The 15,044-nt window shown below is 48.9% G+C and carries 12 protein-coding genes; 11 read left to right on the forward strand and 1 reads right to left on the reverse strand.

What is annotated here, in order from left to right; all coding sequences use genetic code 11:
• The first annotated feature begins 10 nt into the window (after positions 1 to 10).
• Positions 11 to 1,048, forward strand: a complete 1,038-nt coding sequence (locus ACFQ1T_RS11160; protein ID WP_379076615.1) for a heme-dependent oxidative N-demethylase family protein — start codon at positions 11 to 13, stop codon at positions 1,046 to 1,048.
• Positions 1,049 to 1,073: 25 nt separating this feature from the next.
• On the opposite strand, the gene ACFQ1T_RS11165 is transcribed toward ACFQ1T_RS11160, so the two are convergent.
• Complete coding sequence (locus ACFQ1T_RS11165; protein ID WP_379076618.1) at positions 1,074 to 2,453, reverse strand: PAS domain-containing protein; 1,380 nt, start codon at positions 2,451 to 2,453, stop codon at positions 1,074 to 1,076.
• A gap of 41 nt (positions 2,454 to 2,494) precedes the next feature.
• Between ACFQ1T_RS11165 and ACFQ1T_RS11170 the strand changes: the two genes are divergently transcribed.
• From ACFQ1T_RS11170 to ACFQ1T_RS11215, 10 genes are all read left to right on the forward strand, one after another.
• Positions 2,495 to 4,339 (forward strand): histidine kinase, encoded by a 1,845-nt coding sequence (locus ACFQ1T_RS11170; RefSeq protein ID WP_379076621.1) that lies wholly within the window; start codon positions 2,495 to 2,497, stop codon positions 4,337 to 4,339.
• Positions 4,340 to 4,353: 14 nt separating this feature from the next.
• The gene (narL, locus tag ACFQ1T_RS11175; protein ID WP_272227256.1) at positions 4,354 to 4,995 is read left to right on the forward strand and encodes a two-component system response regulator NarL; all 642 of its coding nucleotides are present in this window, start codon (positions 4,354 to 4,356) and stop codon (positions 4,993 to 4,995) included.
• A 372-nt stretch (positions 4,996 to 5,367) separates the two neighbouring features.
• Positions 5,368 to 7,056: an APC family permease gene (locus tag ACFQ1T_RS11180; protein WP_379076939.1), complete on the forward strand. Its 1,689-nt coding sequence runs from the start codon at positions 5,368 to 5,370 to the stop codon at positions 7,054 to 7,056.
• Positions 7,057 to 7,263: 207 nt separating this feature from the next.
• Positions 7,264 to 8,373, forward strand: a complete 1,110-nt coding sequence (locus tag ACFQ1T_RS11185) for an aminomethyltransferase family protein (RefSeq protein WP_379076624.1) — start codon at positions 7,264 to 7,266, stop codon at positions 8,371 to 8,373.
• A 200-nt stretch (positions 8,374 to 8,573) separates the two neighbouring features.
• A complete protein-coding gene (locus ACFQ1T_RS11190) occupies positions 8,574 to 9,365 on the forward strand; it encodes a ZIP family metal transporter (RefSeq protein ID WP_379076627.1) in 792 nt (263 codons plus the stop codon).
• A complete protein-coding gene (locus ACFQ1T_RS11195) occupies positions 9,362 to 10,342 on the forward strand; it encodes a CobW family GTP-binding protein (RefSeq protein ID WP_379076630.1) in 981 nt (326 codons plus the stop codon). The genes ACFQ1T_RS11190 and ACFQ1T_RS11195 overlap by 4 nt, the downstream gene beginning before the upstream one ends.
• An 11-nt stretch (positions 10,343 to 10,353) precedes the next feature.
• Positions 10,354 to 11,592 carry a zinc metallochaperone GTPase ZigA gene (gene zigA / locus ACFQ1T_RS11200; protein WP_338657582.1) on the forward strand — a complete coding sequence of 413 codons (1,239 nt, stop codon included), beginning with the start codon at positions 10,354 to 10,356 and terminating at the stop codon, positions 11,590 to 11,592.
• 1 nt (position 11,593) lies between these two features.
• Positions 11,594 to 12,298, forward strand: a complete 705-nt coding sequence (locus ACFQ1T_RS11205) for a DUF1826 domain-containing protein (protein WP_338657481.1) — start codon at positions 11,594 to 11,596, stop codon at positions 12,296 to 12,298.
• A 101-nt stretch (positions 12,299 to 12,399) separates the two neighbouring features.
• Complete coding sequence (locus tag ACFQ1T_RS11210) at positions 12,400 to 12,744, forward strand: hypothetical protein (RefSeq protein ID WP_379076636.1); 345 nt, start codon at positions 12,400 to 12,402, stop codon at positions 12,742 to 12,744.
• Between the two features lie 64 nt (positions 12,745 to 12,808).
• Positions 12,809 to 14,923 carry a TonB-dependent receptor gene (locus tag ACFQ1T_RS11215; RefSeq protein ID WP_379076639.1) on the forward strand — a complete coding sequence of 705 codons (2,115 nt, stop codon included), beginning with the start codon at positions 12,809 to 12,811 and terminating at the stop codon, positions 14,921 to 14,923.
• Positions 14,924 to 15,044: the final 121 nt, after the last annotated feature.

Here is a 15,044-nt window from a genome sequence, read left to right on the forward strand (position 1 = left end):
AGGAAATGCTATGAGCTTAGCTTTTAAAAAAGAAACCTTTCGTGATGACTATACTTACCAAAACTCACCCAAGGCCATCAAACGGTTTCCATTTCCGTTCGCAGAAGACACGTATATGTATTCAGTGAATATTGAGCCCCACACCAAGGGGCCGGTGGGCGCTGTGACTGAATTTGCTTTTGATATTGATGAGCACTACGTCGCTGAATGCGAGGATAAAGCCAAAACATTAGCGCTAGATGCGGGACGGTACCAGGCCTTGCCACACATGGCGGAGGCGCAATGGGACTTTCTAGAGCTGACGATGGAAAGTTTATCGAACGACTATCCTGACCTATTTTCGCTCAAAAAAGACGGCCTATTGTGGACCTGGGAAAATAAACCGCTTGGGATTAAAAACACGTTTACCTTTGGCGATAGCACCTCGTTTGACATGGATCCAATGGAGTATATGGGGAGACAGGTGCAAGGTGACTTTGTGCTGTTGGATCAACGCAACGGCACGTTGTATGCTGATGCTGGCTTTATCACCAGCCAAGCAGATTGGTCGCTGGCCTTTGATGTGGGCATGGCCTGGCATGAGTGGCACGGCCCTGTCCCGCAAGTGACGAAACTAGGTGTGATGGATCGCGCTTTAAAATTCCTCATGGCCTTGCAATTGGGTGCACCCGTACGGCGTTTAAATTGGACCATGACGATTAACCCAAGGCTAGACACTTCGCCAGAAAACTATCCCTTGTGGGGCGGCGACCGCAATAAAGTCACCATCGACAATGTGGGCGAGCTGGTACATTTACGTGTTGAGTTACAAAGCCTATTCAGATTGCCACGCAGCAATGCCATACTGTTCAGTATCCGCTGCTATTTAATCAATATGAATGAGTTAAGCACTTCCGCACGCTGGGCAAAACGCTTTCATCGGGTGCTGAAGTCATTACATCCGGATTTGGTGGAGTACAAAGGCTTAACCAAGTTTAAAGATTTAACGGTGCAATGGCTGTCTAAAAAAGATGATGGCGCAGAAGTGGCGTTAGGGACGCACCCATAACGCTGGATACCCTCTATCTTGAAAATCACATGAAATACTTTTGTAAGCGCTGTATGGCCTGCGACCCATCCTCTTGAGCCACGTCGGTAATGAAGCCTTCAAGTGCTAACAACTCTCCAGCACTTGAAAATACCCCTTTACCCTGCTCTAGTACCCATTTAACCGCGCCAGAACGCGTATAAATACGATAAAGTAATTGGAATTTTTGTTGATGCCTGATTTTCTCTTGCACATGATCCCAGGCGATATTGCGGTCCTCAGGATGAATAATCTGGGCATAGGAAAAGTTGGGATTGCCTATCATTTCATACGGCTCGTAACCCGTAATATCAACCGCGCCTTCACTGACAAATTCAAAACTCCAGTTTTTATCATTTTTACAACGATAAATCATGCCAGGCGTATTGTTGATGAGCGCATTAAGCAGATGACGATGACTTCTTTTGGTAGACTCCGTGAGCTTCATTTGGCTGATATCGGTGAGGGTACCGATGATGCTGGATCGTTCGCCTTTGTATGCGGTGGTGTTTTTAGCACGCAACTCCACCCAATGAGAATCGCCATTTCTGGCAATCAGACGAAACTCGACGACGGTCTTATTGCGCTTTCCTTGAATCAGAGAAGTGATTCTCGCCTCAGCCAACGGTTTATCTTCTGGATGCACAAAAGTAAGTAAGGTTTTATTGAGACATTCTTGTACTTTGTAACCTAACATCGATTCCCAAGAATGATTTAAGAATATGATTTCTTGATTCACTTTAAGATAAAACACAATTTGTTCTATGTGATTGATGAGTTGCTCATGTATTGAGTTTTCAAGCTCACTGGATTCCACCATCTTTTGTGAAAGGCTTGAAGAGAATTGGAGTAAATTGACAACAGATCGACTGTCTTCTTGTATGGGTGAAATGGAGACGTGTGTCGGTAAAATGCTGCCATCCAGGCAGAGCAAACGAATGCGTAAGTGATTCTTTTTATCTTGTGTCGCCGTTGTCTTTGCAAATAGAGAAGCCAGCAGCTGATGGTCGCCAGGATGAATAATATTGGTCAACGGCATCCCGACCACTTGCTCCTGCATGCTTAACATGCCAATTTCCATCAGAAATGCTTTGTTCGCAAACTTAACAATGTAGCCATCAATGACTGCGGCAGGCGTAGAAAGATTGCTGGACACATCGTTGGCCCAAGTCACGCTATGATCCATCGATGGCTTGGGATGACGCGTATAATGTTTACGAAAGATGGGGTAGATTGCAATCAACAACAAGGAAGTCAATGCGGTGGTTGCAGCGATCATCAATGCAGATAAATGCGTGTTAAATGAGGCGCCAGATACCCACCATGCGTTAAAGACGATAAAAAAAATGACACTCAATATTAGTGTGCTAAAAACAAACAAACTCATCTAAGCGCCTTTCGCGGGAAATTTCAATTCCGGAGTCATCCTTGAGCATTCAATTTGCAAACCTGATCAAAAGCATCAAAGATCTGACAATACACACATTGTATGCAAAGCTTATCATATTAATTTTTTGTATTACTTCCAGCTTGATACTCATGCAGGCTGGCTCTCTCTTTTTGCTCGACTACACTGCTAATAATCAAAAAGTCATTCAAGACATCACCAAAGAGCAGATTTTCTGGCAACATTTTTCTGACACCGCCATCGGAGAAGCGCCCGAGCAATTGACCGAAGCAATCCTTAAGGCCGATCCCCATTTACGCTTTGACCTAGGCAAAATGGTGGCACAGATTAACAGTCATGATGCCACGCAAGTCAACCAACTGTTGCAGAAACTCAGAGAAGCAAGAGAAAAAATCAGTGACAGCCACTTTCAACAAGCGTCCATCATCTCGCAACGACTCACGGTTCAGACCTTAATCTCAAGCTATGAGCAATTGGTCGCGCTATTGTTGCAAGAGGTCGAGGCAAAGCAATCAGTGATTTCACTGCTGCAGCTGCTGAGCATTTATTTAGCCATCAGTTGCTTGATCACCATCGCGTTTAGAGCGAGAAAGCTCCTGGTTCATCGTCTGGATACGCTAGTCAGTTTTGCTGGCCAAGACGCGCAAAATGAACAGCGCGAGCAGGATGAAGATGAGTTTGTCAAAATTGAACGTCTGGTCTACGAAACCTCGGCAAGACTAGAAGGGTTTAAAGCAGAAAACGAATGGTTCAATCAAAATAGCAGTGAACGCCTGCGTCGATTAATTAGATCACAAGACTTTCTGCATGAATTTGTAGAATCTATCAACAACACTTTATTAAGCGAAACGGTCTTACGCAAAAGTTTATTCTCGCTGGAAAAGGCCTTAAACATTTTAAATGTCTCTCTCATTTTTACCGAAAATGACTTGGGCATTTCAACAGAGCGCGTTTTATTTTCCAATCACAAACCAGAAAAACTCAGTGACGCCATTTTAGAAGATCTCACCACAACGAATCTAGTGAGATTCTGTACCAATGACAATTCGTCAGATGACAATGGCTTTCAATGCATTGCGGTCGGCTTCGTCACTCCCACGGGGGCATTGGGCGTGTTACAGGTCGAGGCGGATCTTGAGCATGTGTTTGATGAAACAGAAACGCAGTTGATCGAACTGACGGCACATTTACTTTCTATGGTGATGGGTTTCCAAGGACGGGAGCAAGAGGGGCGGCGTCTGGCATTGTTAGAAGAGCGTGCGGCCATTGCCCGCGAATTGCACGACTCTTTGGCGCAATCACTGTCGTTCATGAAAATTCAAATTTCGCGGCTGCAAAGTGCAAGCAACAACCAATTAGAGACGAATGAATTTCGCGGCATTGTCAACGAATTGCGCGATGGTTTGAATACGGCTTATCGTGAGCTACGCGAGTTATTGGCAACCTTCCGCGTACATATGGATGTGCGGGGATTGAATTCGGCGATTCAGACTGCCATTGATGAATTTAGCCAGCGCTCCAACCTATCCATTTCCCTGGATAATCGTCTGATAAACTGTCGCTTGACTGTCAATGAAGAGTTTCATATTTTACATGTATTGCGTGAGGCACTCTCCAACGTAGTGCGCCATGCAAACGCAAGTAGAGTGGAAATCTCACTTAATTTTCAAAGCAGTGGAACCATCATTATCATCATTGATGATGATGGTATTGGCTACACCGCCACTGAAGCGTCTGGCCATTATGGACAGAGCATCATGCAAGAGCGGGCAGAAAGCCTGGGGGGAAATGTTGCGGTTCTCAGACGCAAACAAGGGGGCACGCGAGTGCGCTTGATTTTCACGCCACAGTTGCCTCAATCATAGAAAGACATTTAAAAATGATGCAGACCCAATACAAAGTGTTCTTGATTGATGATCATGCCCTCTTCCGCAAAGGGGTTGGGCAAATCATAGATGCAGACCCTGCATTCAAAGTAATCGGTGAAGCCGCCTCAGGGCAAGAGGGTTTGGATACTGCCATTGGCTTTAAACCAGACATTGTGTTGATAGACCTCAACATGAAAGGAATGAATGGCATAGAGACCTTACGCCAATTCAAAGCGTTAGACCTGACTGCCAAATATGTAGTGCTGACGGTGTCAGATGCTGAAGACGATTTATTAGAGGCCTTGCGCGCAGGTGCTGATGGCTACTTATTAAAAGACATGGAGCCGGAAGACCTCTGTGCCAACTTAAAAAAAGTCGCTAACGGCATGACGATTATTCAAGACACACTCACTGAAGTGCTGAGAACGGCGCTTTTAGAGCCCAAACCTCAACGTAAAGATGAGCAGGCTTCGCTCACTGAGCGTGAAAGAGAAATATTGCAATGTCTCAGTGACGGACTCAATAACAAAACCATTGCGCGCAAACTTGGCATTAGCGACACCACCGTGAAAGTGCATATCAAACATTTACTGAGCAAACTTAAACTAAGTAGCCGCTTAGAAGCCGCAGTCTGGGCACACAATCAAAAATAAGGTGTACTAGCGCAGACCTCGTGCCTTTTTAACGCTCAGCAAAAAGGCCTTTCACATCATGCGTAGGCGCAAAGTTACGCGCACGCCCCTATCAACACATTCTGAACGCTCCCCCCTCCAACGCAAGCTGTGTCGGCAATCAACGCTCCTTTGAAATCTTCACCAACTACCCCTTTAGGAGTAATCCGTAGTGAGAATTTAGTAAACAGCTGCAAATCATCAAAATAGATTCCATTGTGGATGTATTGACTTAATCCCATGTGCAGTTGATATCTGATTGTCATTGAACGTTGATCTTCTTATTAGCCTTTCTTGAAATCAGTAGATAGGTGAAAAAAAGAAGGCTTTTAGGGAAGGGAAAATAAGGTGAGTATAAATTCTTCGATTGATATATCTCAAGCCGGCTTCGCAGGTGGTGCTGAAAGCAAGCACACGCTGCATCGCAAGATTGGTTGGCAAGGTGCCTTTTGGGTTGCTAGTGGCGTGCCAGCGCTTGTATTGTTTTCTATGGGCGCCATTTCGGCAACGGTAGGCAAACCAGCTTGGTTGGTATGGGCCATTTCTATCACATTTGGTTTTATTCAAGCATTTACGTATGCAGAAATTGCAGGCTTGTTTCCACATAAGTCTGGCGGTGCTTCGGTATATGGCGCGGTTGCATGGGTAAGATATAGCAAGTTTATCGCGCCAGTCTCAGTGTGGTGTAACTGGTTCGCATGGTCTCCAGTATTGGCGATCGGTTCTGGATTGGCTGCAGGCTACATTTTAAGTGCCTTATTTTCCCCAGATGCCGCCATCAACACCTGGCAAATTACTCTCATGGATTTGAGTAGCATTAAAGCTGGCTTAAGCTTAAGAATTAACGCAACGTTTATTCTCGGGGCTGCCGTTTTACTCACAGTGTTTTCGATACAGCACGGTGGTATTTTACGTTCTGCCAAAGCAACTATGATCCTGGGGGTCACAGCTTTAATTCCACTCATGCTGATAGGCTTGGTGCCTATCCTCACCGGCGACATGCCTATGGCGAATTTCTTTCCCTTGGCGCCTTTAAGTTATGACACAGCCGGGAATGTGATTGATGGTATTTGGAATATTGAAGGCTGGAAATTAATGGCGGCGGGCTTGTTTATTGCTGCCTGGTCAACGTATGCCTTTGAAACCGCCGTCTGTTACACACGAGAATTCAAGAACCCTAAAACAGATACTTTTAAGGCCATTTTCTACTCAGGTTTGCTGTGTATTGCGGTGTACACACTGGTGCCCATCGCTTTTCAGGCGCATTTAGGCTTAGGCCATTTGGTGACGCCAGCGGTGACAGATGCCGCGGGTAACGTAACGACTGGCGCGGTATACGATGGGATGTTGGCACCAGACATTTACAGTGGCATGGGCGTTGCCGGAGTCTTGTCGAGTATGTTGGGCGGCTCCAAGCTGATTGTGACAGTATTGGTAATTATGCTGGTTTTGGCTCTTTTGCTCTCGATCATGACCTCCATGGCCGGTTCTTCTCGTACGCTTTATCAAGCCTCTGTCGATGGCTGGCTGCCCAAATACTTGTCTCAAGTCAATGAGCATGGCGCGCCAACCAAAGCGATGTGGACAGATTTGTGTTTCAACCTGCTGTTATTGCTGATGTCAGACTATGTGTTTGTATTGGCTGCATCCAATGTTGGTTACATCATTTTTAACTTCCTCAATCTGAATTCCGGCTGGATACACCGCATGGACAGACCGAACTGGGACCGTCCATACAAAGCACCTACTATCCTACTGCTTCTAGGCGGCTTGCTCGGTTTTGTTAACTTGGGATTGATGGGATTAGGCGCTGACGTCTGGGGGGCAGGCACCCTCAATGCCGGACTGTTTTTTGCAACCTTGATTGTGCCGGTTTTTATTTACAGACACTTTATCCAGGATAAAGGTGTATTTCCATCAGCCATGCTAGAAGATATGCAACTAGACAATGCAAAGGATGGCGTCATGAACCGCGCTGGCGTGCTCCCTTACATAGCGTTGCTGGTGGGCGTCTTCATTGTCTTCTGGCTGCATAGTATTTAGTTCAAATTGGAACGCGTGGCCTAACCAAGGGTGAGCAAGTTTGATTGCTCACCCTTTTTTAATACCTGCTCTGGGTGAGCTCAACTTTCTGAAGGTGTCACTTGAAGACAACTTTACTTCTTAAGTAGTACATCCTAAAGAGAGTGTTGAACAAATCTTTATTTTTATAGTATTCCGAATCATCAATTTAATGGGAGAAAAGTCATCATGTCTAGAAACTCAGTACTCAATATTCGACACCGGGAATTAGGGTCAAATTTAGATGGCGACATCTGGAATAATATGCCTATTCCTTGGAGCTATCACACGGATGTCCATGATGAAGTTGTCGCGGTGAGGAGTCGTGCTGGCTTATACGACGTGTCTGGCTTAAACATCATCAATGTGGATGGCCCAGATGCAGAAAAGGTCCTTGATAGGCTGGTGGCTAAGGACATCACCAAACTCGAACCCGGCCACAGTGTCCTGGCTGCAGAAACGAATGAATCCGGTGCAATTTGTGATGACATCATGATTATCAGAGACAGCGCCAATAGCTTTCGGCTCTCCCACGGCTCAGGCAAAACACCGGAAAACTTAAAAATGCTCTCGGCTGGCAAAGACGTGACCATCGCGCCCGATCTTGATGCGCATATTTTATCTTTACAAGGCCCTCGGTCCTTAGCGATATTAGCGCCGCATGTCATCGACTTTGACCTGGCAAGCTTGGATTATTTTAAGCACAAGCCCACCAGCCTATTTGGTAAAAATGTTGTCATTGCCCGCGGTGGTTATTCAGGAGAGCGTGGATACGAAGTCTATTGTAAGGGGCAAGATGCCATTGAAATATGGGATAAGATTTTAGAGGTTGGCAAGCCTTTGGGCGCGATTCCAGCCTCCTGGAACTCACTAGAGTTAACGCGCATTGAAGCAGCGCTCTTGTTTTTTCCATTCGAAATGCCTGAAGGTGATACCACGCCATGGGAGATCAACATGGGCTGGGGTGTGGACCTGGATAAAAAGGGAGACTACATCGGCAAAGCGGCTGTATTGGCGTCCAAAGGCAAAGAGCGGGTGAAACAAGCTGGTTTAATCTGCAAATCACCAACGAGTGTTGAGGCTGGCGCAAAAATAGTCAAAGATGGGGTAGAGATCGGTGTCGTCACCAGCGCCTCCTTTAGCAATTATTTAATGCAGTCTTTAGCCATGGTGCATTTAAAGCCAGAATACACAGCGATTGGAACGGCAGTAGAAGTGGTGTGCAGCCATCAAAGAGTGTCAGCCTATGTGGCCCCTACCCCCTTTTATGATCCTATGAGACTAAGGACGCACGCTTGATGACGATAGCGCGTGCGATATCAGGCTGTCGATGTTGCATGCGCATCTAACGATGATGAGATCGTAAAAATACGTATTGCGTAAGTAGCAGGCGCCTATGAATGGGATGCCTGCTTTTTTTACACACAAAATTGCAACATTGTTGCAATTAAATCCCCCACCCTTTAAAATGCAACAAAATTGCATTTTAAAGTTCAAGCATGTTATTCCCCAGTTTAATGCTGGCCTGTACCGTAGGTGGTGTGGTTTCGGTACTGATCGCCGGCTGGTTATCAAATACCCTGTTCGCCAATCATGCGCGGCGCATGGTGGCATTTGCCGTGGGTGTACTGCTCGGGTTTGCTTTCACGGATTTATTACCGGAAGCCTTGAATCAAGGCATTAACCTCACCAACGCGGGCTGGATGCTAGTTGCAGGCATGTTGCTATTTTTCATTCTGGAGAAGCTGGCATTGTGGCGGCATTTCCATCATGCGGACGCTGCACCTGTTGCTACTCATCCTGTAGAAAAGCAGTCTGGCGGCCAGGTGGCCATTATTTTGCTGGGCGACGGTATCCATAATTTTGTCGATGGCATCTTGCTGGCAGCCAGTTTTCTGACAGATATCAAGTTGGGCTGGGTGACGGCATTTGCGATTGTCGCGCATGAAATCCCGCAAGAGATTTCAGATTTTATGGTGTTGATCCATGCTGGCTTGAGTAAACCCCGTGCGCTCCTGCTTAATATGCTTTCGGGTTCAGCCATGATTGTCGGTGGTTTGGTTGGCTGGTTGAGTTTTACGCATATTGCGCCGCTGATTCCGTACGCCTTGTTACTGGCCGCCGCCAGTTTTATCTACATCGCCCTGGCAGACTTAGTGCCAACGCTGCAAACGCAATATCGCCCGCAGGATTTACTAGTGCAATGCCTGTTGATTGCTTGTGGCCTTGGCGTGGCTTGGCTTTCACCCTTTATCCAGCAACAGATTTTCCATGTTTGGAGCAGCACATGACAGCAGGCAATGCAAAAATCCCGGTGACGATTTTAACTGGCTTTCTCGGCGCAGGTAAAACCACCCTGCTTAACCGCATTCTGCAAGAGCGACATGGCCAGCGCATTGCCGTGATTGAAAATGAGTTTGGCGAGACCGGCATAGACGGCGAGCTGTTGATTCAGGGTGACGAGCAAATCGTCGAGATGAATAACGGTTGCATTTGCTGCACCGTACGTGGCGACCTGGTGCGTATTCTGGGCGATCTGGCGCAAAAACGTGCAGCGCAGGAAATTAGCTTTGACCGCGTGATTATCGAAACCACAGGCCTGGCCGACCCGGCCCCAGTCGCACAAACCTTTTTTGTCGAAGATGACGTCTATGCCAGCTATCATCTAGATGCGATTATCACGGTGGTGGATGCAGTGCATGCCATGCAGCAACTGGATGCGCACCACGAGGCACAAGAACAAGTCGGATTTGCCGATCGTATTCTGCTATCAAAAACGGATCTGGTCACGCCAGAGGCAGTGAGCGTCCTCACGGCAAGGCTGAACAACATCAACTTGAGAGCCCCGATTCACAGCGTGCACTTTGGCCAGACTGACCTCAGACAGATTCTGGATATTGATGGTTTTTCGCTGGATGCCATCCTGCAAATTGAGCCGGACTTCTTGCGTGACGTCAGCCATGCGCACGATGACGATGTGACTTCGTTCGTATTTGGCAGCGAACGGCCATTTAATCTGGAAAAGCTGGAAACCTTTCTCGAATCCATCATCGCCGATTACGGCCCGCAGTTGCTACGCTACAAAGGCATTATCCATGCCCACAACGATCCGCAGCGCATTGTTTTTCAAGGCGTTCACATGCTCATGAGTGGTGACCACACCACACAGTGGCAGCCTGATGAGCGCAAAGTGTCCACGCTGGTGTTTATCGGTACGGACCTCCCTCAAGACTACTTTAACGAAGGACTACATTTATGTCTGGTTTAAGCACTTCTGCCATCAAAAAACTTCCGGTGACCGTACTTTCTGGCTTTCTGGGTGCGGGTAAAACCACGCTGCTCAACCATGTGCTCAATAACCGCGAAGGCAAGCGTGTCGCGGTGATCGTCAACGACATGTCTGAAGTCAATATTGACGCCCAACTGGTGCGCGACGGCGGGGCTGAGCTGTCACGCCAGGAAGAAAAACTGGTGGAAATGAGCAATGGCTGCATCTGCTGCACCTTGCGAGAAGACTTGCTGGTGGAGATCACTCGCCTGGCCAAGGAAAACCGCTTTGATTACCTGCTGATTGAAACCACCGGTATCTCAGAGCCCTTGCCGATTGCTGAAACCTTCACCTTTGCCGATGAGGAAGGCGTATCCCTGGCCGATGTGGCACAACTCGATACCATGGTCACGGTGGTGGATGGCTATAACTTTCTCAAGGACTATAGCTCGCAGGAAAGCCTGACCGACAGAGGAGAGTCGCTGGGCGAAGAAGATGAACGCACCGTGGTTGACCTGCTGGTAGACCAGATTGAGTTTTGCGATGTGCTGGTATTGAACAAAACCGACTTGATGACGCTGGAGGAAATCGCCCGGCTGGAAGGTATCCTCAAAACGCTTAACCCGCGTGCACAGATCCTGCACAGCAGCTTTGGCAAGGTGCCGCTGGACCGTATCATGCATACCGGCCTGTTTGACTTCGACCAGGCTGCAGAAGCGCCTGGTTGGCTGCAGGAGCTGCGTGGCGAACATGTGCCAGAAACCGAGGAATACGGTATTTCTAGCTTTGTTTACCGTTCACGCACCCCGTTTCATCCACAACGCTTGTGGCAATGGCTCAATAGCGAATGGCCAGGCGTGATCCGCTCCAAAGGCCGCTACTGGATTGCCTCGCGCCCCGAGTTTTGTGCCATGTGGTCGCAAGCGGGTGCGGTCACGCGCACCGAGCTGGCGGGCATCTGGTGGGCGGCAACGCCGGCCAAGTATTGGCCGCAGGATGCAGACAGCCTGCAGCACATCCGCTCACGCATGCAATCGCCTTACGGCGATCGCCAGCAGGAACTGGTCATCATCGGCATGGAGATGGATAAAGCGGCGCTAACGGCAAAATTTGATGCCTGCCTGCTGACAGAAAGCGAGCTGGCATTGGGCATGGAGGCCTGGCGCAAGTTTGAGGATCCATTCCCCCACTGGGCGGTAGAAGAAACCGTTGAAACCAACGACGATATGCAGATATTGGAAAGTGTCTAGCATGTTGTCGGTTGCCAGCTCCCCTCAAACTGCTTCACTTGCACCTGCGCTGACACCAGCAAGCGAGCCGTTGACCTTTAACCCACTGCAAATGCTGCCGATCTTTGAGCCCGAGCAGCAAGTCTGTCTCGTACGCCGGGAGGCGCAAACTGCAATCAGCGACTACCTGCAGCTGGCAGCGCGCAGCTTGGCGCCTGGACTGCGCAACGTGATTTCATTGCAGCCCGCACTTGCGCCACAGTTGTGTACTTTGCCGTTGCCAGCACAGCCGGGCCGCGAAGTGTTTATTCAAGAGCTGGCACAATTGGTAACGGTGTTTGCCGAGCTGCTGGATTGCCAGACCGTGGGCCTGCGACTGGAAGTATTGCAAAAAGCCATGTGCCCGCAATTTCATGTTGACCATACCGGAATTCGGCTGCTGTGTACCTACATGGGGCCAGGCACCGAATGGCTGGAGGAAGCATTTGCCGACCGCAGTTATTTAAAGCACCGCAGTCACTTAAACCCGCCAGGACTCAACAACCAACAGCGTGCAGGCGTGGTACTCGATGCGCGTGGCATCAGACAGGCAGACGCCTTTGATATCGTATTGCTCAAAGGTAGTCAGTGGCAAGGGAACACCGTAGGCGGCGCCATTCATCGTTCGCCTGTGGTGCCAGAGGGGCAGACACGCGTCGTACTCGCGCTGGATGCCATCAGGGATTAACGCGCTGTGATGAAAATAACTTGCCCGATTCATGAGTGTGTCATCAGAACATGGCTAGATAGCGGACGCGCTCATCGCAGGTTTTTTAATCGCCAGACTGCATGCTAAATCACTACATACGGACCCGACTCAATCAATGGCTGCTAGGCGCCCTGCTGGCAGTCTTGCTGTTTTTTGTATTTGCGCAGCAGCATGCGATTGCGCACGCCATCTCTCACCTGTCTGAAGAGATTAATCACACCCTCAAGCATGATAAAACCAGCCAGGACAATCTGTGTGAAGAATGCCTGTGCCTGGACAATCTCCCTGACACGCTGCTGCCAGGACGTCCGCTACTGCTACATGCACCAGACCTCGTCACATCAGCCCAAACCAGCAATACCGTTTTACATACCAAACCGTCCTATCGTCGCTACGCTGCGCGCGCACCACCTCTTTTCGTTTGAGCCCTGATGACCCCAACACAACCAGACGAAAAAGGCCTCAGCGTGAGGCCAAGAGGACAACTTTATGAAGATCAAACGCATCATTTCTGTAGCGGTGGGCGGCATGTTTGCCAGCTACCCTGCAATCTCTGTACTGGCAGAACCGGTGGATGAAAGCGCACTCGAGCTCGATAGCGTGCAAGTGACGGCAGAACGGTTCAGCAAAATCCGTAATAGCCTGTCACCCGCCACGGGCGGCAGCGTATACCGCTTTGACCAGAAAGATATCAGCAACATTCCAGGCGGTGAAAACAACAGCTTTAACCAGATTTTGTTACGCGCCCCTGGCGTCGCTAATGACTCTTATGGGCAACTGCATATCCGTGGCGATCATGGCAATATCCAATACCGGATTAACGGCGTGATTCTGCCGGAGGGTATCAATGGTTTTGGTCAGATTCTGGATACGCGCTTTGCCGATAAAATCAATCTGCTCACCGGCGCTTTGCCTGCGCAGTATGGCTACAGAACGGCCGGGGTAATTGAGATTGAGACCAAGAAAAACTTTAAACCGGGCGGCAATGTTGGCTTTTATGGTGGCACCAGCGACACCGTCAACCCCAGTATTCAAATGCACAATTCCACGGGTGACTTCAGTTACTATGTCACGGGTTCTTATCTCTCCAATAATCGCGGCATCGAAAATACCACCGATAGCTACAACCCGATTCATGATAATACCCAGCAAACCAAAGGCTTCGCCTACATGTCGTACTTGCTGAATCCGGAAACGCAAATTGTGGCGATGCTGGGCTCCTACTATGGTAATTTTCAAATTCCCAATAACCCGGCGCAGGCGGCCAACAGCGACTATCTCTCTGCCTTAGGCTTGTCTGGCTATAACTCCTCCAGCCTGAGAGATCACCAGAACGAGCGTAACCAGTACGGCATACTGGCCGTGCAGAGCTCCATTGGCCCTGATTTCGATTACCAGGTTTCACTGTTCACACGCTATACCAGCACCACTTATACACCGGATATCACGGGGGGCTTGGCCTTTAATGGCGTGGCCTCGCGCGTGTTTAGAGACAGCATGAGTAATGGCTTGCAAGCCGATGGCAGCTATCACTGGGGCGATAGCCACACCATCCGCATGGGGATGTTTACCAGCACCGAAGATATCACCAGCGACAATACCGCCAATGTGTTCCTGACCTCGGGCGGCACGACGACCAACACCCAGGCCACCATTGTTGATAACAATCACAAAAACGGTAACACCTTGCTGGCGCTTTACTTGCAGGACGAATGGAAAATCAACAACAGCCTGGTGATGAACTATGGCGTGCGAGCCGACAAAATGAATGCCTATGTCAGCGGCGGCCAACTCAGCCCACGCCTGGGCCTGGTATGGAATGCCACGCCTCAAACCACCTTCCATGCCGCGTACTCAAGATACTTTACACCGCCTCCGACGGAGCTGGTCGGCACTAAAACACTGGCCTTATTCAGCAATACCACCAATGCTGCGTCCAGTGACCTCAATGGCGCAGTCAAACCCGAGCGCTCACATTATTTTGACGTCGGCGTCAGCCAGCAGTTAACGCCCAAACTCACCGTGGGCTTCGACAGCTACTACAAAATTGTCCAGGACCTGATTGATGAGGGTCGCTTTGGTGAAGCCTTGGTCTACACGCCTTTTAACTATGACAAAGGCAGAATTTATGGCTTTGAATTGACCGCGAGCTATAAAGACGAAGCCTTCTCAGCTTATGCCAACCTCTCACGCTCCATGAGCCTGGCCAAGAAAGTCGTCTCTGCACAATATAACTTTGAGCAAGATGAGCTGGACTATACCGCCAATCATTGGGTGCATACCGACCATGACCAGCGCTACACCGCGTCCGCCGGCGTCGGTTACTTATGGCAAGGCTATCAACTCAGCGCCGATGCGTTCTTTGGCAGCGGCCTGCGCCGTGGCTTCGCCAATACCGAACACATGCCCGCCTACACGCAGGTCAATCTGGGGGCCAGCACCATGATCAACGCAGGCACCCTAGGCAAGCTGGAAACCAGGCTGGCCATCATCAACCTGTTTGATAAAAAGTATGAATTACGGGATGGCTCGGGCATTGGCATTGATGCGCCACAATTTGGGCCACGCAGAGGGGTGTTTATTGGTCTGAATAAATACTTTTAATCTGCTGCAACGCTAATCATGTGATGGACCAAGGATCTCTGATCATCGTTTGATCGGCGGTCCATTCCCCGGTTGAAGGATCAAAAAAGTGACAGTCCATCACAACAAGCGCACACAACGA

Source organism: Methylophilus glucosoxydans, assembly GCF_042676145.1.
Lineage (GTDB): Bacteria > Pseudomonadota > Gammaproteobacteria > Burkholderiales > Methylophilaceae > Methylophilus > Methylophilus glucosoxydans.